16 protein-coding genes, 1 other RNA gene and 1 pseudogene are annotated in these 20,807 nt (G+C 62.7%); 10 read left to right on the forward strand and 8 right to left on the reverse strand.

Annotated elements, in window-relative coordinates; all coding sequences use genetic code 11:
• Positions 1-9: 9 nt before the first annotated feature.
• The 3 genes from dnaJ to grpE all read right to left on the reverse strand — a co-directional run bounded on the left by dnaJ (position 10) and on the right by grpE (position 3,916).
• Positions 10-1,134: a molecular chaperone DnaJ gene (gene dnaJ, locus V3314_RS00305; protein WP_025340707.1), complete on the reverse strand. Its 1,125-nt coding sequence runs from the start codon at positions 1,132-1,134 to the stop codon at positions 10-12.
• Positions 1,135-1,331: 197 nt separating this feature from the next.
• Positions 1,332-3,257, reverse strand: a complete 1,926-nt coding sequence (dnaK, locus tag V3314_RS00310) for a molecular chaperone DnaK (protein ID WP_135002627.1) — start codon at positions 3,255-3,257, stop codon at positions 1,332-1,334.
• Positions 3,258-3,358: 101 nt separating this feature from the next.
• Positions 3,359-3,916: a nucleotide exchange factor GrpE gene (gene grpE / locus V3314_RS00315; RefSeq protein ID WP_025340709.1), complete on the reverse strand. Its 558-nt coding sequence runs from the start codon at positions 3,914-3,916 to the stop codon at positions 3,359-3,361.
• 192 nt (positions 3,917-4,108) lie between these two features.
• Between grpE and recN the strand changes: the two genes are divergently transcribed.
• The gene (recN, locus tag V3314_RS00320) at positions 4,109-5,782 is read left to right on the forward strand and encodes a DNA repair protein RecN (RefSeq protein ID WP_135002628.1); all 1,674 of its coding nucleotides are present in this window, start codon (positions 4,109-4,111) and stop codon (positions 5,780-5,782) included.
• Between the two features lie 175 nt (positions 5,783-5,957).
• Here recN and fur read toward each other — a convergent pair whose 3' ends face one another.
• Positions 5,958-6,362 (reverse strand): ferric iron uptake transcriptional regulator, encoded by a 405-nt coding sequence (gene fur / locus V3314_RS00325; protein ID WP_012274258.1) that lies wholly within the window; start codon positions 6,360-6,362, stop codon positions 5,958-5,960.
• A gap of 97 nt (positions 6,363-6,459) precedes the next feature.
• Here fur and bamE point away from each other — a divergent pair, with 97 nt between their 5' ends.
• Positions 6,460-6,993, forward strand: coding sequence for an outer membrane protein assembly factor BamE (bamE, locus tag V3314_RS00330; RefSeq protein WP_085599585.1), 534 nt, complete (start codon positions 6,460-6,462; stop codon positions 6,991-6,993).
• 60 nt (positions 6,994-7,053) lie between these two features.
• Here bamE and V3314_RS00335 read toward each other — a convergent pair whose 3' ends face one another.
• On the reverse strand, positions 7,054-7,488 hold the full coding sequence (locus V3314_RS00335; protein WP_046613141.1) for a type II toxin-antitoxin system RatA family toxin: 435 nt from the start codon (positions 7,486-7,488) through the stop codon (positions 7,054-7,056).
• A 162-nt stretch (positions 7,489-7,650) separates the two neighbouring features.
• Between V3314_RS00335 and smpB the strand changes: the two genes are divergently transcribed.
• Entirely contained in the window at positions 7,651-8,133 is a 483-nt protein-coding gene (gene smpB / locus V3314_RS00340) for an SsrA-binding protein SmpB (RefSeq protein ID WP_013974300.1), read from the forward strand.
• 135 nt (positions 8,134-8,268) lie between these two features.
• Here the strand turns inward: smpB and V3314_RS00345 are convergent, their stop codons facing one another.
• On the reverse strand, positions 8,269-9,036 hold the full coding sequence (locus V3314_RS00345; protein WP_013974301.1) for an FCD domain-containing protein: 768 nt from the start codon (positions 9,034-9,036) through the stop codon (positions 8,269-8,271).
• A 256-nt stretch (positions 9,037-9,292) separates the two neighbouring features.
• Between V3314_RS00345 and V3314_RS00350 the strand changes: the two genes are divergently transcribed.
• From V3314_RS00350 to V3314_RS00375, 6 genes and pseudogenes are all read left to right on the forward strand, one after another.
• Positions 9,293-10,963 carry a lactate permease LctP family transporter gene (locus V3314_RS00350; protein ID WP_015271872.1) on the forward strand — a complete coding sequence of 557 codons (1,671 nt, stop codon included), beginning with the start codon at positions 9,293-9,295 and terminating at the stop codon, positions 10,961-10,963.
• A 63-nt stretch (positions 10,964-11,026) separates the two neighbouring features.
• Positions 11,027-12,172 carry an FMN-dependent L-lactate dehydrogenase LldD gene (gene lldD / locus V3314_RS00355; RefSeq protein WP_013974303.1) on the forward strand — a complete coding sequence of 382 codons (1,146 nt, stop codon included), beginning with the start codon at positions 11,027-11,029 and terminating at the stop codon, positions 12,170-12,172.
• Between the two features lie 75 nt (positions 12,173-12,247).
• Positions 12,248-15,058, forward strand: a complete 2,811-nt coding sequence (locus tag V3314_RS00360) for an FAD-binding and (Fe-S)-binding domain-containing protein (RefSeq protein ID WP_338459814.1) — start codon at positions 12,248-12,250, stop codon at positions 15,056-15,058.
• A gap of 271 nt (positions 15,059-15,329) precedes the next feature.
• Positions 15,330-15,626 carry a hypothetical protein gene (locus V3314_RS00365; protein WP_013974305.1) on the forward strand — a complete coding sequence of 99 codons (297 nt, stop codon included), beginning with the start codon at positions 15,330-15,332 and terminating at the stop codon, positions 15,624-15,626.
• Positions 15,627-15,725: 99 nt separating this feature from the next.
• Positions 15,726-16,117, forward strand: a transfer-messenger RNA (tmRNA) gene (gene ssrA / locus V3314_RS00370).
• A 325-nt stretch (positions 16,118-16,442) separates the two neighbouring features.
• Positions 16,443-16,664 (forward strand): annotated as a pseudogene (locus tag V3314_RS00375) (WYL domain-containing protein); the annotation flags it as partial.
• Here the strand turns inward: V3314_RS00375 and V3314_RS00380 are convergent.
• Positions 16,659-18,197, reverse strand: coding sequence for an MFS transporter (locus V3314_RS00380; RefSeq protein WP_338459815.1), 1,539 nt, complete (start codon positions 18,195-18,197; stop codon positions 16,659-16,661). The pseudogene V3314_RS00375 and the gene V3314_RS00380 overlap by 6 nt on opposite strands.
• Before the next feature lie 184 nt (positions 18,198-18,381).
• Between V3314_RS00380 and V3314_RS00385 the strand changes: the two genes are divergently transcribed.
• Positions 18,382-19,245, forward strand: coding sequence for a LysR family transcriptional regulator (locus tag V3314_RS00385; protein ID WP_338459816.1), 864 nt, complete (start codon positions 18,382-18,384; stop codon positions 19,243-19,245).
• A gap of 57 nt (positions 19,246-19,302) precedes the next feature.
• Here V3314_RS00385 and gabP read toward each other — a convergent pair whose 3' ends face one another.
• Positions 19,303-20,694: a GABA permease gene (gene gabP, locus V3314_RS00390; protein ID WP_338459817.1), complete on the reverse strand. Its 1,392-nt coding sequence runs from the start codon at positions 20,692-20,694 to the stop codon at positions 19,303-19,305.
• Between the last annotated feature and the right edge of the window lie 113 nt (positions 20,695-20,807).

Here is a 20,807-nt window from a genome sequence, read left to right on the forward strand (position 1 = left end):
ATTTCCTTGTCAGAGATCGCCGAAGAAGCGCTTCACGCCATCGAACCAGCCACTGGCCTTGGGCGAGTGGGAGCTATCACCTTCCAGCGAATCACGCAGTTCTTCGAGCAATTCGCGCTGGCGGCGACTGAGGTTGACCGGAGTTTCCACCGCAACGCGGCACAGCAGGTCACCCGCACCACCACCGCGCACCGGGGCAACCCCCTTGCCGCGCAGACGGAACTGCTTGCCGGTCTGGGTGCCTTCCGGGATCTTCAGCTTCACCCGACCATCCAAGGTCGGCACTTCCAGCTCGCCACCCAGGGCGGCATCGGTGTAGCTGATCGGTACTTCGCAGTACAGGTGCTTGCCGTCACGCTGGAAGATCTCGTGCTCACGCACGTTGATCACCACATACAGGTCGCCAGTCGGGCCACCATGGGTACCAGCCTCGCCCTCGCCCGACAGGCGGATGCGGTCGCCGGTATCGACACCTGCCGGTACCTTGACCGACAGCGTCTTGTATTCCTCGACACGGCCTTCGCCGTGGCACGAGGTGCAGGGATCGGTAATGATCTTGCCCTGGCCATGGCAGCGCGGGCAGGTCTGCTGTACCGAGAAGAAGCCCTGCTGCATGCGCACCTGGCCGATACCGCCACAAGTCGGGCAGGTGGACGGGGTGGAGCCCTTCTTGGCACCGGAGCCGTCGCACGGCTGGCAGTTGACCAGGGTGGGCACGCGGATGCTGACCGTGGTGCCACGCACCGCCTCTTCCAGGTTAAGTTCCAGTGTGTAGCGCAGGTCGCTGCCGCGCTGGGCGCCGCCACGCGAGCCGCCACGCCCACCACCGAAGAAGTCGCTGAACACATCGCCGAAGATGTCGGAGAAGTTGGCACCACCGAAACCTGCGCCACCGCCACCCATGCTCGGGTCCACACCTGCATGGCCGTATTGGTCGAAAGCCGCACGCTTGCTGGCGTCAGACAGCACTTCGTAGGCCTCGTTGGCCTCCTTGAACTTGTCTTCCGACTCTTTGTCGCCTGGGTTGCGGTCCGGGTGGTACTTCATCGCCAGGCGGCGATAAGCCTTCTTGAGGTCAGCTTCGCTGGCGCCGCGCTCGACACCCAGTACCTCATAATAATCACGCTTGGACATAGGTCATTTGCACCTTGTTGGGCGTCTGGCATCTGCGCCGCGCCATCAGCACCTGCCTTATGCCCACCAGGGCCACTGACAGATGCTGTAAAAATTCTCGAATTCCAGATACGCCAACGCGGGAGCAAGCCCCCGCGCGGCGACATCCTACCAGCTCACCGCCAAACGGCGGTGAACCGGCCGACAACTTGCAGGGATTACTGCTTGTTGTTGTCTTTCACTTCTTCGAACTCAGCGTCAACCACGTCATCGTGCTTGGCTTCCGGCTCGGCTTGCTGCGCGCCACCCTGAGGCTGTTCGGCCGACTGCTCGGCGTACATCTTCTGGGCAACCGGTGCCGAAACCTTGGACAGCTCTTCGACCTTGGCGTCGATGGCAGCCTTGTCGTCGCCTTTGACAGCGGCTTCCAGGGCAACAACGGCAGCCTCGATGGCGGCTTTCTCTTCGGCGGTAACCTTGTCACCAGCGTCAGCGACCATCTTGCGGGTCGAGTGAACCAGCGCGTCACCCTGGTTACGGGCAGCGGCCAGCTCTTCGAACTTGCGGTCTTCCTCGGCATTGGCCTCGGCGTCACGCACCATGCGCTCGATTTCTTCGTCCGACAGGCCGGAGTTGGCCTTGATCACGATCGACTGCGACTTGCCGGTGGCCTTGTCTTTGGCGCTGACGTGCAGGATGCCGTTGGCGTCGATGTCGAAGGTTACTTCGATCTGTGGCACGCCACGTGGAGCCGGCGGAATGTCAGCCAGGTCGAACTTGCCCAGCGACTTGTTCTGGGCAGCCTGCTTGCGCTCACCTTGCAGCACGTGAATGGTCACCGCGCTCTGGTTGTCATCGGCAGTCGAGAACACCTGCGACTTCTTGGTCGGAATGGTGGTGTTCTTCTCGATCAGCGAAGTCATCACGCCACCCATGGTTTCGATACCCAGGGTCAGCGGGCTGACGTCCAGCAGCAGCACGTCTTTCACGTCACCGGCCAGCACGGCGCCCTGGATGGCAGCACCCATTGCCACGGCTTCGTCCGGGTTGACGTCCTTGCGCGCTTCCTTGCCGAAGAAATCGGCAACGGCTTTCTGTACCAGCGGCATACGGGTCTGGCCACCGACCAGGATCACGTCGTCGATCTTGCTGGCGTCGATGCCGGCGTCTTTCAGAGCGATGCGGCAAGGCTCGATGGTACGGGTAACCAGATCTTCGACCAGCGATTCCAGCTTGGCGCGGGAAATCTTCACGTTCAGGTGCTTCGGACCGGTAGCGTCTGCAGTGATGTACGGCAGGTTTACGTCGGTCGACTGAGCGGAGGACAGTTCGATCTTGGCCTTTTCAGCGGCTTCTTTCAGACGCTGCAGTGCCAGGGGATCGTTCTTCAGGTCCATGCCGGACTCTTTCTTGAACTCGTCCACGAGGTAGTCGATCAGGCGCATGTCGAAGTCTTCGCCACCAAGGAAGGTGTCGCCGTTGGTAGCCAGTACTTCGAACTGGTGCTCACCGTCGACTTCGGCGATTTCGATGACCGAAACGTCGAAGGTACCGCCACCCAGGTCATAAACGATGACGGTGTGGTCGCCCTTGGCCTTGTCCATGCCGTAAGCCAGTGCAGCGGCAGTCGGCTCGTTGATGATGCGCTTTACGTCCAGGCCAGCGATGCGACCGGCATCCTTGGTGGCCTGACGCTGGCTGTCGTTGAAGTAGGCCGGAACGGTGATGACCGCTTCGGTAACGGCCTCGCCGAGGTAGTCTTCGGCGGTTTTCTTCATTTTCTTCAGGACTTCGGCGCTGATCTGCGGCGGAGCCATGTCCTTGCCGCTGGCCTGAACCCAGGCGTCGCCATTGCTGGCCTTGACGATCTTGTAAGGCACCAGCTTGATGTCTTTCTGTACCACATCTTCTTCGAAGCGGCGGCCAATCAGGCGCTTCACTGCGAACAGAGTGTTGTGCGGGTTGGTGACCGCCTGACGCTTGGCCGACTGACCCACCAGGATTTCGCCATCATTGGCGTAGGCCACGATCGAAGGGGTGGTACGCGCACCTTCGGCGTTTTCGATGACCTTGACGTTACCGTTTTCCAGAACAGAGACGCACGAGTTGGTGGTCCCCAGGTCGATACCGATGATTTTACCCATGTTAACTCTCCCGAAACTTGAATTTGGTAGCAGCGACTACTTTGGCCAACTGCGGTAATACTTGAAGGCTTGACACCTAGATGGGGATGCCCGGAAGGATTTCAAGCCTTTTCATCGATCGAGGGCTGCGCGGCGCTCGGCGCCTTGCTGACCACCACCATGGCAGGGCGCAGCAGGCGGCCGTTGAGCAGATAGCCCTTCTGGAACACGTTCAGCACGCTGTTCGGCTCGACTTCGGCGTTTTCCTGCATGGCCATGGCCTGGTGATGCTCTGGATTGAACGGCTGGCCGTGAGGGTCGACCGCTTCAAGGTTGTAACGCTTGAGGGTGTCCTGGAACATCTTCAGGGTCAGCTCGACACCTTCACGGATCTGCTTGACGTGCTCGTCGTCGGCACTGGAGTGCGCCAGGGCCAGCTCCAGGCTGTCGATCACAGGCAGCAGGTCGCCCGAGAACTTCTCGAGGGCAAACTTGTGGGCTTTCTCGACATCCTGTTCGGCACGACGGCGAGCGTTCTGCACGTCGGCAACGGCGCGCAGCGCCTGGTCCTTGGCGGCGGCCAGCTGCTCCTCGAGTTCCAGGACGCGGGCGTCGGCAGCATTACCTGCACCGGTCTCTTCGACGTTTAGGTCTTTCTCGTTCAGCTGTTCGTCAGCCATGGGGTCTCTCCTGCGCAATTTTGTGGACTGCGAGCCAGGCTCGCCTTGGATGACGGCTATATGGGGCCGGAAAAACCAGCTTCAAGGGGCAAGGTGGTTTTCCCGGCTGCAACAGAATCTGCCAAGGGGCATTGGCAGGCCTGAAAAAAGTACTGTATAAATAAACAGACCTGACCTTTCGGGAGCCGCCCCATGCTGGTGCACCTGTCCATTCACAACTACGCCATCGTCGAGCACCTCGATCTCGAAATCGCCCGCGGCATGTCCGTCATCACCGGCGAGACCGGTGCCGGCAAGTCGATCATGCTCGACGCCCTCGGCCTGGCGCTGGGCGACCGGGCTGACAGCGGCGTGGTTCGCCCCGGCACGGACAAGGCAGACATACTCGCCACCTTCGACCTGGTGGACATCCCCGAGGCACATGCCTGGCTGGCCGAGCGCGACCTGGACAACGACGGCCTGTGCATCCTGCGCCGGGTGATCACCGCCGAAGGCCGCAGCCGCGGCTACATCAATGGCACGCCCTGCCCACTCGGCGATCTCAAGGCACTGGGCGAGCTACTGATCGATATCCACAGCCAGCACGAGCACCAGTCGCTACTGAAGACCGACACGCACCGCCGCCTGCTCGACGAGTACGCCGGTGCCGTCGACCTGGCCCGCCAGGTACAGCTGGCGGCCAAGCGCTGGAACCAGACCCGTCTGGAGCTGGAGCGCCTGTCCAACTCCGGCGATGAGCAGCGCGCCCGCCATCAGCTGTTGAGCTACCAACTGGAAGAACTGGACAACCTCGGCCTGGGCGAACACGAGCTGGAGCAGCTGGAGCAGGAACACAAGAACCTGACCAGCGCCGAAGCCCTGTTCGGCATTTGCCGACAGGTCATCGACCAGTGCAGTGAAAGCGATTCGGGCAATGTGCTCAGCGCCCTCACCTCCAGCCTCAACCGCCTGGGTGCCGCTACCAACTCGCCGAAGGCACTGAGCGAAGCGGCCAACCTGATCGCCAGCGCGCAGATCCAGGTCGAGGAGGCCGTGGGCGAGCTCAACCGCTTCCTCGACAACTTCGACGCCGACCCCATGCGCCTGCAGGCACTGGAAGAACGCCTCGACACTATCTATACGCTGGCGCGCAAACACCGCGTGCACCCCACCGAACTACCCCACCTGCAACAGCAGTTGATGGAAGAGCTGGAAGGCCTGAACGCCAGTGACGAGTCGATCGAGCGGCTGGGTGAAGAGCTGGCCGCTTTCGCCCAGCACTATAAAGAGAAGGCTCGCGAGCTCAGTGCACTGCGCCAGCAGGCCGCCCAGCAGCTGGCAGTGGCCGTCGAGCAGGAAATCCAGCGCCTGGGCATGCCCGGCGGGCGCTTCTGCATCGCACTTACACCCAATGAGGGAGCAGACCTTTCGCCTCATGGCCTGGAGCAGATCGAACTACTCGTCAGCGCCAACCCCGGCCAACCGCTCAAAGGCCTGGCCAAGGTGGCTTCAGGTGGCGAACTGTCCCGCATCAGCCTCGCCATTCAGGTGATTACCGCGCAGACCTCGCGCATTCCCACCCTGGTGTTCGACGAAGTCGACGTCGGTATCGGCGGGCCTACTGCCGAAATCGTCGGTCAACTGCTGCGCCGCCTGGGCGAACGCGGCCAGGTGCTAACCGTTACTCACCTGCCGCAGGTGGCGGCACAAGGGCATCACCACCTGTTCGTGCACAAGGTGCGCAACAGCGACACTACCCATACCGCCGTGGCCAACCTGGGCAAACGCGAGCGGGTCGAGGAAGTGGCGCGGATGCTGGGCGGCATAGACCTGACCAAGGAATCCCTGGCGCATGCGCGCAAGATGGTGGTGAGCGGCAAGGCCTGAACCCTTCTTTTCCAGGCCTCTTCGCGGGTAAACCCGCTCCCACAGGATATTCCGCAGTACCTGTGGGAGCGGGTTTACCCGCGAAGAGGCCTGCACAAACGACCCAGCTCTCAGCCTCAGAAAGCACAAAGGCGACCCGAAGGTCGCCTTTGCCATTCATAACGATAAGAAATCGTTACTTCTTTTTACGCACGTACAGGACCAGATTGTGGTCTACCAGCTCGTAGCCATGCTCGGCCACGATTTCGCGCTGGCGTTTCTCGATCTCGGCATCCATGAACTCGATGACTTCACTGGTATCCACGTTGACCATATGGTCGTGGTGACCGCCATCGGCCAGTTCGAACACCGCATGACCGCCGTCGAAGTTGTGGCGAACCACCAGACCCGCCGCTTCGAATTGGGTCAGTACGCGGTAGACGGTGGCCAGGCCCACGTCCTCGCCAGCCTCCATCAGCGCCTTGTAGACATCCTCGGCGCTCATGTGACGCTGCTCGGTGGAGTCGAGCATCTGAAGGATCTTGACTCGAGGCAGGGTCACCTTGAGACCGGCTTTGCGCAATTCGCTATTTTCAACCATGGTCAGCTTTCTCGCCGATGCTGCTTCGCAGCTTCTCTTAATACGGGTATGATCGGGGTTTACGTTGTCCAGCCAAGATAGTGGAAGTCGCCCACCGATGCAAAACACCAAGCTCTTGCTAACCAGCCTCACCCTAGTGGGACTGCTCGCACTCGCCGGTTGCTCGTTTCCCGGGGTTTACAAAATCGACATCCAGCAGGGCAATGTCGTTACGCAAGACATGATAGACCAATTGCGCCCCGGAATGACCCGCCGGCAAGTAAGGTTTATCATGGGTAACCCGCTGATCCAGGACACCTTCAACACCAACCGTTGGGATTACCTGTACAGCCTGCAGCCAGGCGGCGGCAAACGCCAGCAAGAACGCATGAGTGTGTTCTTCAACGAAAGCGATCAGCTGGTCAGCCTTTCTGGCGACTTCATGCCAGGCGTCAGCCGCGACCAGGAAATCCTTGGCGGCAGCAGTGACACCACGGTCAGCCCGGCCAACCAGGCAGAGCAGCCAACCGTGCAGCCTGAAGAAAAACCGGCCAAGCCAGGCTCGGTGGAAGAATCCATCCAGCGCGAGATCGACACCATCGAGACCACCCCGGTCCCGACTCCAGCGCCGTTGGAAACCTCGCCTCAATAAGCGGCGAGCAGAAACAAAAAGCCCGGACCTGGTCCGGGCTTTTTGTTGCCGCTTTTTCAGTCAGGCATTCAACTGCTTGGCACGCTGGCAAAACGCATCCACCAGCGTATTGGCCGCCTGGTTGAACAGCGGACCCAGGGTCGCGCGCACCAGCGGGCCGGCATAATCGAACGACAGGTCCAGGCTGATCTTGCAGGCCTTGTCACCCAACGGCTTGAACACCCACAGGCCATGCAGCTGGGTGAACGGCCCTTCTTCCAGGTTCATCTCGATGGACTGCCCCGGCACCAGTACATTGCGAGTGACGAAGTGCTGGCTCATGCCGCCCTTGGCCACTTCGAGCTTGGCGCGCATGTGCGTGTCGCTGGCTTCGATCACCGTCGAGGCCGAGCACCAAGGCAGGAACTGCGGATAGCTGGCCACATCGTTGACCAGATCGTAAAGCGCCTGGGCAGGGTATGGCAGCAGGGCGGAGCGTTGAATATGGGTAGTCATCCAGGCGTCACTTCCAAGGCTGGGTGGCGGCGCTTCGCAGCGCGCCGAAAACAGGTTCTGCCGCAAAGACAGGGGCTGTATTGTCCGGTATTCATTGCAGTGGCTCAAGCACACCGAAATCCCATAGCCGACGACGCGGCGACTGCCTATAATGCCGCCCCTATGGCTAAACAAAAGAAACATCCGACCGGGACCATCGCGCAAAACAAGAAGGCGCGACACGATTACTTCATCGAACACAAGTTCGAGGCCGGGCTGGTCCTGTCCGGCTGGGAAGTAAAAAGCCTGCGAGCCGGCAAGGCGCACCTGACTGACAGCTACGTGCTGCTGAAGGACGGTGAAGCCTGGCTGTTCGGCAGCCACATCACCCCGCTGACCACGGCCAGCACCCACGTCATCGCCGACCCCATCCGTACTCGCAAGCTGTTGCTGAACAAGCGCGAGCTCGAGCGACTGGAAGCGGCCGTGGCGCAAAAGGGCTACACCTGCGTGGCCCTGGCGCTGTACTGGAGCAAGCACCTGATCAAGTGCGAAATCGCACTGGGCAAGGGCAAGAAGGAATTCGACAAGCGCGACACCATGCGCGAGCGCGATTCCAACCGCGAGCTGCAGCGGGCAGTGCGGAACAAGGGCAAGGAAGAGTAATACCTCTTCTTTAGCCTGTTCCGGCCTCTTCGCGGGCAAACCCGCTCCCACTGGATTAACACTGAGTTCAGATTCGGTGCAGTCTCTGTGGGTGCGGGTTTACCCGCGAAGAGGCCAGCACTGCCAGTACAAATCTCAACGCCCGCTACGCCGCTCCGCCCGCGCCACTCGCTGCGCTTCTTCATGCGCCTCTTCCAGCACCTCCTGCACATACAGAATGTGCCGGCTGGACACCTCCCGCGCATCCTCCGCCCTGCCCTCGACTATCGCCAGGTACAGCTCCCGGTGCTGGCTGATCAGCATGTCCCGGGTCTCGGTGCGTTGCTGGTACATGCCACCGATGTTGGTCACTACATTGCGCTTGAGCAGGTCGAACAAGCCCCGAATGGTGTGCAGCAGCACGGCATTATGGCTGGCTTCGGCAATCGCAAGATGGAAGCGCGCATCGGCAGCGCCCTCCTCTGCGCGAGTCACCTCATCGGCCCTCGCATAGCAGTCCTGCAGCGCATCGAACGCCGCCTTCAGCCGCGCCCGGTCCGGCTGGGTCGCGCGCTGGGCCGCGTAGTAGGCGCAGGACGCCTCCAGGGTATGGCGGAATTCGAGCAGGTCACGCTGCGCCTCGGCACTGTGCTCGAGCAGCTGTAGCAACGGGTCGCTGAACGTTGACCCCAGCGACTCGGCGACAAAATTGCCCCCACCCTGGCGGCTGACCAGCAGCCCCTTGGCCACCAGCTTCTGGATCGCCTCACGCAGTGACGGGCGGGACACACCAAACTGCTCGGCAAGGACACGCTCGGCCGGCAACCGCTGCCCCGAGGTCAGCGTGCCTTCCAGAATCATCCCTTCCAACCGATCGACAATGTCGTCGGACAGGCGCCGTTGGCGGACCTGATCAAAAACCATCACATGCTCTCCACAAACCCCCGGCAGATTTCAGGGGGCGTCTATTCTCGCCGATCCAGATCGCGCAAACACCCACCAGGTGACGATTTTCCCGGCCCACCAGGCGCCCGCTCATCGGCACACGACCAAAGTTTTGCACGGGACAAATTGACACACCCACGAAGACGCTTTTAACCTAGCGCCCAGCCATTGTAAATTGGTCTTACCAATTATCCAATGCCAGTGCCTGACCAACAACAATTAGGGGCCACCCCATATGCAAACCTGGCAACAAATCTATAGCCCGCTTGGTAGTCTTGGCCTGTCCGCACTGGCGGCGGTCATTCCCATCGTCTTCTTCTTCCTCGCCCTCGCCGTATTCCGCCTCAAAGGCCACGTGGCCGGCAGCATCACCCTCGCATTGTCGATCCTGGTGGCCATCTTCGCCTTCCAGATGCCTGTCGACATGGCATTCGCCGCTGCGGGTTATGGCTTCCTCTACGGCCTCTGGCCGATTGCCTGGATCATCGTTGCCGCGGTGTTCCTGTACAAACTCACGGTCAAGAGCGGCCAGTTCGAAGTGATCCGCAGTTCGGTGCTGTCGATTACCGATGACCAGCGCCTGCAAGTGCTGCTGATCGGCTTCTGCTTCGGCGCCTTCCTGGAAGGTGCGGCCGGCTTTGGTGCACCGGTGGCAATCACTGCCGCGCTGCTGGTGGGCCTGGGTTTCAACCCGCTCTACGCCGCTGGCCTGTGCCTGATCGCCAACACCGCGCCAGTGGCCTTCGGCGCCCTGGGTATCCCGATCATCGTGGCCGGCCAGGTCACCGGCATCGACGCCTTCCACATCGGCGCCATGACCGGTCGCCAGCTGCCGCTGCTGTCACTGTTCGTGCCGTTCTGGCTGGTGTTCATGATGGACGGCCTGCGTGGCGTGAAGGAAACCTGGCCTGCCGCCCTGGTCGCCGGCCTGAGCTTCGCCGTCACCCAGTACTTCACCTCGAACTTCATCGGCCCGGAGCTGCCGGACATCACCTCGGCCCTGGCCAGCCTGATCGCCCTGACCCTGTTCCTGAAAGTCTGGCAGCCCAAGCGTTCGTTCGCCGAAGCCAAAGGCAGCGTCGGCGCCGCCGTGGTTCAGCCAAGCGGCAGCCAGCCAAGCCCCTACAGCTTTGGCGAAATTTTCAAGGCCTGGTCACCGTTCCTGATCCTCACCGTGCTGGTCACCATCTGGACCTTGAAACCGTTCAAGGCAGCGTTCGCCCCAGGCGGCGCGATGTACAACTTCGTGTTCAACTTCGCCATCCCGCACCTCGACCAACTGGTGATCAAGACCGCACCGATCGTCGCCGCGCCAACCGCCATGCCAGCGGTGTTCAAGCTCGACCCGATCTCTGCCACCGGCACCGCGATCTTCCTCTCGGCGCTGATCTCCATGGCCGTGCTGAAGATCAACTTCAAAACTGGTCTGACCACTTTCAAGGAAACCTTCTGGGAGCTGCGCTGGCCAATCCTGTCGATCGGCATGGTGCTGGCCTTCGCCTTCGTCACCAATTACTCCGGCATGTCCTCGACCATGGCGCTGGTGCTGGCGGGTACCGGTGCCGCGTTCCCGTTCTTCTCGCCATTCCTCGGCTGGCTGGGCGTGTTCCTGACCGGTTCCGACACCTCGTCCAACGCCCTGTTCAGCTCGCTGCAGGCCACCACCGCGCACCAGATCGGGGTCAATGACACTCTGCTGGTAGCAGCCAACACCAGCGGCGGCGTGACCGGCAAGATGATTTCGCCGCAGTCGATCGCCGTGGCCTGCGCCGCCACCGGCCTGGTTGGCAAGGAATCCGACCTGTTCCGCTTCACCGTCAAGCACAGCCTGTTCTTCGCCACCATCGTCGGCCTGATCACCCTGATCCAGGCCTACTGGCTGACCGGCATGCTGGTTCATCACTAGAGTGAAAGGGGCCGGGCGCCATCGCGCGCCCGGCAGTCCCCACATGCAACGCTGCGAGAATCCATGATCATTTCTGCCTCTACCGACTATCGCGCCGCGGCCCAACGCAAGCTGCCTCCCTTCCTGTTCCACTATGCCGACGGCGGCGCCTACGCCGAGCACACCCTGCGCCACAACGTCTCGGACCTGGCCAGTATTGCCCTGCGTCAGCGCGTGCTGAAGAACATGTCCGAACTCAGCCTTCAGACCAAACTGTTCGACGAAACCCTGAGCATGCCAGTGGCCCTGGCCCCGGTCGGCCTCACCGGCATGTACGCCCGCCGCGGCGAAGTGCAAGCGGCGCGCGCGGCAGCTGCCCACGGCATCCCGTTCACCATGTCCACGGTGTCGGTTTGCCCGATCGAAGAAGTGGCCCCGGCCATCGACCGGCCGATGTGGTTCCAGTTGTACGTGCTCAAGGACCGCGGCTTCATGCGCAACGCTCTGGAGCGGGCCAAGGCCGCCGGGGTCAAAACCCTGGTGTTCACCGTCGACATGCCGACACCCGGCGCCCGGTACCGCGACGCCCACTCTGGCATGAGCGGCAAGAACGGCCCGCTGCGTCGCGTGCTGCAAGCCATGACCCACCCCGAGTGGGCGTGGGATGTCGGCGTGATGGGGCGCCCGCACGATCTGGGCAACATTTCCACCTACCGTGGCAACCCCACCGGCCTTGCCGACTACATCGGCTGGCTGGCCAACAACTTCGACCCGTCGATCTCCTGGAAAGACCTGGAGTGGATCCGCGAATTCTGGGACGGCCCGATGATCATCAAGGGCATCCTCGATGCCGATGACGCCCGTGATGCGGTCAGGTTCGGTGCCGACGGGATCGTCGTGTCCAACCACGGCGGCCGCCAGCTCGACGGCGTGCTGTCCAGCGCCCGCGCCCTGCCGGCAATTGCCGATGCGGTCAAAGGTGACCTGAAGATCCTCGCCGACTCCGGCATCCGCAGCGGCCTCGACGTGGTGCGCATGATCGCCCTGGGCGCCGATACCGTACTGATCGGCCGCGCCTTCCTCTACGCCCTTGCCGTGCACGGCCAGGCCGGGGTGAAGAACCTGTTGGAGCTGTTCGAGAAGGAAATGCGCGTAGCGATGGTGCTGACCGGCGCCAAGTCGATCAGCGAAATCACCCGCGACTCGCTGGTACGCGAACTGGGCGCCTGACCGCCCGCAAGAACGACCGCCTGATTGACCCGGGGCATGTGGCGCACAGACGCCACGGCCCCGCGAGGAGACTGCATGAGCCTGCCTGCCGCGTTCCTGCGTGATGCCGAGCGCCTGATCCCCGCCGAACGCCGTTTCGACGACCCCACCTCCACCCTGGCCTTCGGCACCGACGCCAGCTTCTACCGGCTGATCCCCAAGCTGGTGGTGCGCGTCGAGTCCGAGGACGAAGTGGTCGGCCTGATCAAACTGGCCCAGCGCGAGCGGGTGCCGGTCACCTTCCGCGCCGCCGGCACCAGCCTGTCCGGCCAGGCCATCAGCGACTCGGTGCTGATCGTGCTGGGCGATAACTGGAACGGCCGCGAAATCCGCGGCCAAGGCGAACAGATCCGTCTGCAGCCCGGCGTCATCGGCGCCCAGGCCAATGCCTGGCTGGCCCCCTTCGGGCGCAAGATCGGCCCCGACCCGGCCTCGATCAACGCTTGCAAGATTGGCGGCATCGTTGCCAACAACGCCAGCGGCATGTGCTGCGGCACCGCGCAGAACACCTACCACACCCTGGCCGGCCTGCGCCTGGTGCTGGCCGACGGCACGCGCCTGGACAGCGAAGACCCCGCCAGCGTCGCCGCGTTCGAGGCCAGCCACGCCGACCTGCTGGAAGCACTGGCCCGCCTGGGCCGCGAGACCCGCGCCAACACTGCACTCGCCGAGCGCATCCGGCACAAATACCGGCTCAAGAACACCACCGGCCTGTCGCTGAACGCACTGGTGGACTACGACCAGCCGCTGGATATCCTGCAACACCTGCTGGTCGGGTCCGAAGGCACCCTGGGCTTCATCAGTGCCGTCACCTACGACACCGTGCCCGACCACCCGCACAAGGCCAGCGCCCTGTTGGTGTTCCCCAGCGTGGAAAGCTGCTGCCGCGCGGTGACCGTACTCAAGCGCCAGCCGGTCTCGGCCGTGGAGCTGCTCGATCGCCGCAGCCTGCGCTCGGTGCAGAACATGCCCGGCATGCCGCTGTGGGTAAAAGGCCTGTCGGATAATGCCTGCGCCCTGCTGATCGAGTCCCGCGCCGCCAGCCAGAGCCTGCTGCATGAACAGCTGCAACAGGTGATGGCCTCGATCGCCGACTTCCCGCTGGAACAGCAGGTGGACTTCAGCGAAGACCCGGCCGTGTACAACCAGCTGTGGAAAATCCGCAAGGACACCTTCCCTGCTGTTGGCGCCGTGCGCCAGACCGGCACCACAGTCATCATCGAAGACGTCACCTTCCCCATCGAGCAACTGGCAGACGGCGTCAACCGCCTGATCCAGCTGTTCGACAAGCACCGCTACGATGAAGCGATCATTTTCGGCCATGCCCTGGAAGGCAACCTGCACTTCGTCTTCACCCAGGGCTTCAACAGCGCCGCGGAAGTCGCCCGCTACCAGGCCTTCATGGACGATGTGGCGCAGCTGGTGGCGGTGGAGTTCGGCGGTTCGCTCAAGGCCGAGCACGGCACCGGGCGCAACATGGCACCGTTCGTCGAGCTGGAATGGGGCCATGACGCGTACCAACTGATGTGGAAGCTGAAGCGTCTGCTCGACCCAAACGGCATCCTCAACCCCGACGTGGTGCTGAGCGAAGACCCGGATATCCACCTGAAGAACCTCAAGCCGCTGCCCGCTGCCGACGAGATCGTCGACAGGTGCATCGAGTGCGGCTTCTGCGAACCGGTGTGCCCGTCCAAAGGCCTGACCCTGAGCCCGCGCCAGCGCATCGTCATGTGGCGTGACATCCAGGCCAGGCAGCGCGCCGGCATCGACACCCGCGAACTACGCCAGGCCTTTCAGTACCAGGGCATCGACACCTGCGCCGCCACCGGCCTGTGCGCCCAACGCTGCCCGGTCGGCATCAACACCGGCGAACTGGTGAAGAAACTGCGCAGCCAGGCTGCCGAGCATGAAAGAACCGCCGACTGGCTGGCCAAACACTTCCACACTGCCTTGGGCGGCGCGCGCCTGACCCTGACCGCCGCCAACACCGCACGCAAGCTGCTCGGCGCCCCACGCCTGGGCCGCCTGAGTGCCTCGCTGAACAAAGCCAGCAAAGGCCGCCTGCCACAGTGGACCCCGGCGATGCCACAACCCCTGCGCCCACTGGACTTCGGCCCGGCCAGCAACGACGCCCGCCCTCGCGTGGTGTACCTGGCCGCCTGCGTCTCGCGGGTGATGGGCCCGGCCTATGCCGACCGCGAGCAAAGCTCGCTGCTGGACAAGACCCGCGCCCTGCTGGAAAAGGCCGGTTACCAGGTGGTCTTCCCCGACAACGCCGACAGCCTGTGCTGCGGCCAGCCGTTCGCTTCCAAGGGCTACCCCGAACAAGCCGAACACAAGCGCCAGGAGCTGATCAACGCCCTCTTGCACGCCAGCCGCGGCGGCCTCGACCCGATCTACTGCGACACCAGCCCCTGCACCCTGCGCCTGGTGCAGGACCTGGGCGAAAGCCGGCTGGACTTGTACGACCCGGTGCGCTTCATCCGCACCCACCTGGTCGACCGCCTGGAGTTCGCGCCCCAGGACGAGCCGGTAGCCGTACACGTGACCTGCAGCACCCAGCACCTTGGCGAAAGCCAGGCGCTGATCGACCTGGCGCGGCGCTGCAGCAAACAGGTGGTGATCCCGGAGGGCATACACTGCTGCGGCTTTGCCGGTGACAAAGGCTTCACCACCCCCGAGCTCAACGCCCACTCGCTGCGCAGCCTGAAGGAGGCGGTGCAGTACTGCAGCGAAGGCATCTCCACCAGCCGCACCTGCGAGATCGGCCTGAGCAGCCACAGCGGCATCGACTACCACGGCCTGGTCTACCTGGTAGACCGCGTCACCCGGCCGCGTAGCATCTGACCCTGTGGGAGCGGGCATGCCCGCGAACACCGGCGCAGCCGGTGCCATACACCGCGCCGCCTGCTTCGCGGGCACGCCCGCTCCCACCGGTTCAGCGCATACCCCGAGCCAACCCAATTCCATGTGGGAGCGGGTTCACCCGCGAACACCGGCAAAGCCGGTGCCATCGCCATCCTCATTTCACTCCGCCACCATCCCGATTGAACCCCCGCCAATCCCCCGCAGTCCACCCTTACAGGCCCACCTTCCAGAGGCCCAGAAGGAGACTCCCATGAAAGGTACCGCGCTTTCGGCCCTGTTCGCGGCCGCCACCCTGCTGGCTTCGCCGGTGTTCGCCGCCGAAGACCTGTGCACCGCCAACCTGCAAAAGATCGACGACAGCATGGCCACCGCCGGCGCCACCTCCGAAGGCCTGGACAAGGCCATCACCGAGCACGTCGACAAAGCCAAGGCTGCCCAAGCCTCGGGCGACACCAAGGAATGCATTGCCATCACCAGCAAAGTCCTGGAGCGCCTGGAAAAAACCGAGAAAGGCAGCGGCACCAGCGGCGGCGGTAGCGGCGCGTGAGCCCAGAAGCGGGCGACCGGACCGGCTGTCGACGTCGCCCGCGCAATGGCGTATACTCCGCCTCACGTACCGTAAGGTGCGTTAGCTTAGAGCTAGTGTGGGGCCGATCAGGATTCGACGCCGGTAGCGAAACTCTAGGTGCATGCCGAGTTGGTAACAGAACTCGTAAATCCACTGTTGCAACTTTCTATAGTTGCCAATGACGAAAACTACGAGGGCTACGCTCTCGCTGCGTAAGCAGCTGAGCCCGCTCTCCTGGTAGCTTCGGCTCCAGCAATCATCAGGGGATGCCTGTAAACCCGAAATGATTGTCATACAGAACAGGATCGTCGTGTAGCACGTTGGGGGCAAAGCGACTAAAACTTACCCAACTCGTCCAAAGCACCCTGCCCGTCGGGCGGCTGCGGATTAACTCAGTAGACAAGGCTAAGCATGTAGTACCGACAGCGGAGTACTGGCGGACGGGGGTTCAAATCCCCCCGGCTCCACCAAATCCCAAAGAAGAAGACGCCCTCGGGCGTCTTTTTTTGTGCCTGGGGCTTTGGGGTGCGCGAGCCCCAAAATCAGATTTCACCCCTTCCGTGTAGGGCGTTTCCAAAAGATACTCCCAAAGCCTGTTTTCCGTTGCGGTCGTTTTTTAGCGTTCTAGGCTCGGTGGGTCGTTGTTCATCAACGACCAGCTTTGACAGGCTGATGACGACCATACACACGGTTTTGCCTATAGCGGCTGTGTGTGGGGCACCTCGTGTGCGCCGGTTTGGTCTTCACCGGTCTGTCAACCCATACACGGCTGCCACCACTTGTTTGACAGCAAGCGACTTTGTCCTCAGCCGCCTGCGTGGGCAGCCAGACTTGCTCGACCAATCGCCGAACACCCGCGAGCAGGATGAAGACTGGAATATCGAGGTGCCGGTCATCTTCGAACCTGACGGGCGATTGAACGCGGCGCAGAAGGCAATCATCGAAACCGACTTCGGCATGACGCTGGGGCAGTTGGTGGTGCCCAGCCGCAGGGCGCTGGTGAAGCACGTTTCATGATCGCCCCTCGGCCAGCAATACCTCTGGCATGGCCGGCAGCGGCCGGCTCAGCAACACGCCAACCAGTAGCGCAAACAGCAGCGCCGCCACACCGGCGACCAGTAACACAGCTTCGAAGCCTCCGATGAACGCCTGGTGGGCCAAGGGTGCCACCGTTTCCCGCAACCCGGGCTCAAGCAACGCCAATGCCGCCTGCAAATCACCCGCGGCAACCCGCGTGGCCATTGCGGCAACCTGGCCCGATTGCCCAGGCGCCACGGCAGCCATGGCCTCATGCAGCAACTGCCCACTATGTGCAGCCAGCACACCACCCAGCCCACCGATGGCCAGCACGATCGCCCCGAACCGCGTGGTTGTACTCAACCCCGAAGCCATGCCGGTGCGCTCACGCGGTACGCAAGCCATGATGTTCTTCTGCGTATCGCCATTCAGCAGCCCGGCGCCCGCACCCAACACCAGGCTGGCGAGGGCGAATGCACCGTAACCGTCCTGCTGCGTGGCCCAGGCACACAGCAGGTTAACCGCCCCGACCAATACCAGCCCAAGTGCGAACACCTGCGCCGGGCTCAAGTGTGCAGCCAGGCGCATGCCCAGGCGTGGCGCCAGCAGCATGGCCACGGCAAACGGCAACATGCCCGCCCCTGCGGCCAGGGCTGACAGCTGCAGGCCGTTCTGCAAGTACAGCGGCAGCAGGGTCATCATCACCTGGGCGCAGGCAGCGTAGGCGAACATACCCAGCAAGGCACCAACGAAGCGGCCGCTGCGCATCAGCCGCAGGTCCATCATCGGCCGTTGCTGACTGCGCTCGACCATGACGAACAGGCCAAACAGGAAAGCGCTGATCACCAGCCGACCCAACGTTTGCGCACTGCCCCAGCCCACCTGGCTGGCATCGATCATTGCCCAGATCAGGTAACCCAGGCTGCCGGCGAAAGTCAGGCTGCCCCATGGGTCGAGCCGGGCCGCAGCGCTGTCACGGGACTCTTCGACACTGCGCAGCACCATCACTGCAAGCACTGCCACCAACGGCAGGTTGATGTAGAAGATCCAGCGCCAGCCAAGGGTGCTGGCGATCACACCGCCCAGCAGCGGCGCAAAGGTAATGGTGGCGCCCATGCAGGCGCCCCAGAAGGCCCAGGCGCGCACGCGTTCCTGGGGTTGATGGAAGCGGTGGCCGATCGCGGCCAGGGCCGAGGTCAGCAGCAGCGCTGCGCCAACGCCCTTGGTTGCCCTGGCCAGGTCGAGGAACATCAAGGTGGGCGCCGCGCCGCAGGCCAGCGAGGCGATGCCGAACAGGGCCAGGCCGAGCAGCAGCATGCGGCGGCGGCCAAAGCGGTCGGCCAGGCTGCCAGCGGGCAGCAGGCAGGCGGCAAAGGCCAGCAGGTAGGCGCTGACCACCCATTCGATATCGGCAAACGAGCCGGACAGGTCACGGGCGATGCTGGGCAGGCTGACCGCGACGATGTTGGTGTCGAGGATGATCAGGGCGCAGACCAGGGAGGCGGTAAGCAGAGTGAAACGCGCAGAGGGCATGGTGAGGCTCCGGATGCAGGGCTGGTTGGTCAAAATGCCGGGACCGCTTTGCGGTCCCCTGCAATTCCCCGGCAGCCTTTGCCGCCAAGCCATCAGCCTTGTAGTGTTGGCCTCACCATAACGCCGCCAGCCCCCAGGCTTGTTAGCCCCGGCGGCCCGCGTCATTACCCTGCAGGTAACACCCATGGAAATCCGCCATTTCCGCTACTTCCTCTGCGTCGCCCGCCACGGTCACTTCACCCGTGCCGCCGAACAGCTCGGTATCGCCCCGCCCACCCTCAGCCGGCAGATCCAGGACATGGAGCGCGAGCTGGGCGTGCGCCTGTTCGAGCGCAACCAGCGCGAGGTCAACCTCACCGCTGCGGGCCAGGCGCTGTTGGTCGAGGCCGAACATGCAGTGCGCCAGTTCGACGCCGCGCAACTGGGTGCGCAACGGGCAGCCCGAGGCGAAAGCGGGCGCATAGAGCTGGGCTATGTGGCTTCGGCCGCGTATTCGGGCATGCTCCAGCAGCAAGTCAGCCGCTACAGCGAAACCTGCCCCGCAGTGCTCATGAACATTCGTGAACTGCCCATGGCCGAACTGCCCGGCATGGTCCGCGACGGCTTGCTCGACCTTGCCTATGTGCGCTCGCCGATGGAGCTACCCGAGGAACTCGAAGCCATCGCCTTGCACCAGGAAGGTTTCGTCCTCGCCCTGCCCGCCAACTCGCGAATAAATGAAGTACCGCAGATCCCGGCCTCGCGCCTGGCCAACGAAACCTTCATCCTGCCCGAACAGATCTCCGGCACGCTGGAAGTGGCAGCACAAGGTGGTTTCGTCCCGAGGCTCGGCCCCCAGCCGGGCAGCCTGGTGGCGGTGATCACCTTGGTATCACTCGGCCAGGGCATCGCAGTGGTGCCAGAATCGGTGGTCCAGCGCGTCAGCCTGCCGCAGGTGAACTACCGGCGTATTGTCGACTGCCAGGCCAGCTCGTGGCTTAGCCTTATTCATCGACGTTTCGAGAAGGCGCCAGCAGCAATCAGATACATCGATATGATGAAGAGCTGAAAAAACAAAGGGCACCTATCCACTGGTGCCCTTTGCCCTACCGCCAGGTGAACTGAATCACCCCATCGAACGCACCCCCACAGGTTGCGCATGGCCCCGCGTGGTCACGATCCCCAGGAAGGAAATCACTATCGCCAGGCCCAACGTAGAGGTCACCTCCGCCCGGTGTTCAGGCGTGAACATCATGACTGCAAGCGCCCCGCCAATGAACAGGATCACCGCCCAGGTGAGGTATGGGAACAGCCACATGCGGAACTTCAGCTCGGTGTTTTCCCGCTCCAGGCGGCGGCGCATGCGCAGCTGCGAAATGGCGATGACCATGTACACCAGCAAGGCGATGGCGCCGGAGCTGGCCAGCAGGAACTCGAATACACCCTTCGGCGCGAAGTAGTTGAGGATTGCAATGGCCGCGCCGATCAGCGTGCTGCCGAATACCGCAGCGCGCGGTACACCGACCTTGGAGGTCTTGTTGAGCATGGCCGGTGCGTCACCGCGCTTGGCCAGCGAGTACATCATCCGCGAGGCAATGTAGATCGAAGAGTTCATGCAGCTGGTCACTGCCACCAGCACCACCAGGTCGACCATGAAGGCCGCGTTGGGAATGTTCATGATTTCCAGCGCACGCTGGTAGGAACCCACCACCGCGAGCTGCGGGTCGTTCCATGGCACCACCGAAATGATCACGAAGATCGAGAGGATGTAGAAGGTGCTGATGCGCCAGATCACCGAGCGAGTGGCCTTGGCGATGTTGCGTGACGGATCGCTGGATTCGGACGCGGCGATGGTAACCGCTTCGGTGCCGATGAAGCTGAACATCACGGTGATGAACGCACCAACCACGGCCGACCAGCCCTTCGGCGCGAAGCCGCCGTGCTCGGCCATCAAGCCGCTAAGGCCGCTGACCTCGCGGTTGGGCAGCCAGCCCATCAGTGCGGCGATACCCAGGCCGATGAAACCGAGAATGGCCGTGACTTTCAGAATGGCGAACCAGAACTCGAACTCACCGTACTTGGCCACGCTGAACAGGTTGGTACCAGCCAGCAGCAGCACCGAAGCCAGGGCGAATATCCAGCTGTCCACCTGCGGAAACCAGGCGTTCAGCACATGCCCGGCGGCTAGCGCTTCGATCGGGATGACCAATACCCAGAACCACCAGTACAGCCAGCCGATGGTGTAGCCGGCCCAGCGGCCGATGGCCTGCTCGGCGTAGGTGGAAAACGATCCGGTGTCCGGGTGAGCCACGGCCATTTCGCCGAGCATGCGCATGACCAGTACCACCAGGGTCCCGGCCACGAAATAGGAAATTATGGTAGCTGGCCCGGCTGCCGCGATGGCGTGGCCAGAGCCGACGAAAAGTCCGGCGCCGATGATGCCGGCGATGGACAGCATCGTTACATGACGTGGCTTGAAACCTTGTGCAAGGTTGCCATCAGATCCCACGGTGTTCATTGATGTTGTTCTCTTTTTGCTGACACAAGGATGGACGGGCAGGTGTAGGCGAAAATATCTCCTTTGAAATCAATAAGTCGACACGTTACTCGCGCTCTGTTGTTGATATTTGG

The organism is Pseudomonas sp. TE3-3-F2023 (assembly GCF_036784815.1).
In the GTDB taxonomy this organism is placed as follows: domain Bacteria; phylum Pseudomonadota; class Gammaproteobacteria; order Pseudomonadales; family Pseudomonadaceae; genus Aquipseudomonas; species Aquipseudomonas pudica.

Bases quoted from the DNA above. Each gene is read 5' to 3' on its own strand.
- dnaJ (WP_025340707.1), bottom strand. From the start codon at position 1,134: ATGTCCAAGCGTGATTATTATGAGGTACTGGGTGTCGAGCGCGGCGCC.
- dnaK (WP_135002627.1), bottom strand. From the start codon at position 3,257: ATGGGTAAAATCATCGGTATCGACCTGGGGACCACCAACTCGTGCGTC.
- grpE (WP_025340709.1), bottom strand. From the start codon at position 3,916: ATGGCTGACGAACAGCTGAACGAGAAAGACCTAAACGTCGAAGAGACC.
- recN (WP_135002628.1), top strand. From the start codon at position 4,109: ATGCTGGTGCACCTGTCCATTCACAACTACGCCATCGTCGAGCACCTC.
- fur (WP_012274258.1), bottom strand. From the start codon at position 6,362: ATGGTTGAAAATAGCGAATTGCGCAAAGCCGGTCTCAAGGTGACCCTG.
- bamE (WP_085599585.1), top strand. From the start codon at position 6,460: ATGCAAAACACCAAGCTCTTGCTAACCAGCCTCACCCTAGTGGGACTG.
- V3314_RS00335 (WP_046613141.1), bottom strand. From the start codon at position 7,488: ATGACTACCCATATTCAACGCTCCGCCCTGCTGCCATACCCTGCCCAG.
- smpB (WP_013974300.1), top strand. From the start codon at position 7,651: ATGGCTAAACAAAAGAAACATCCGACCGGGACCATCGCGCAAAACAAG.
- V3314_RS00345 (WP_013974301.1), bottom strand. From the start codon at position 9,036: ATGGTTTTTGATCAGGTCCGCCAACGGCGCCTGTCCGACGACATTGTC.
- V3314_RS00350 (WP_015271872.1), top strand. From the start codon at position 9,293: ATGCAAACCTGGCAACAAATCTATAGCCCGCTTGGTAGTCTTGGCCTG.
- lldD (WP_013974303.1), top strand. From the start codon at position 11,027: ATGATCATTTCTGCCTCTACCGACTATCGCGCCGCGGCCCAACGCAAG.
- V3314_RS00360 (WP_338459814.1), top strand. From the start codon at position 12,248: ATGAGCCTGCCTGCCGCGTTCCTGCGTGATGCCGAGCGCCTGATCCCC.
- V3314_RS00365 (WP_013974305.1), top strand. From the start codon at position 15,330: ATGAAAGGTACCGCGCTTTCGGCCCTGTTCGCGGCCGCCACCCTGCTG.
- V3314_RS00380 (WP_338459815.1), bottom strand. From the start codon at position 18,197: ATGCCCTCTGCGCGTTTCACTCTGCTTACCGCCTCCCTGGTCTGCGCC.
- V3314_RS00385 (WP_338459816.1), top strand. From the start codon at position 18,382: ATGGAAATCCGCCATTTCCGCTACTTCCTCTGCGTCGCCCGCCACGGT.
- gabP (WP_338459817.1), bottom strand. From the start codon at position 20,694: ATGAACACCGTGGGATCTGATGGCAACCTTGCACAAGGTTTCAAGCCA.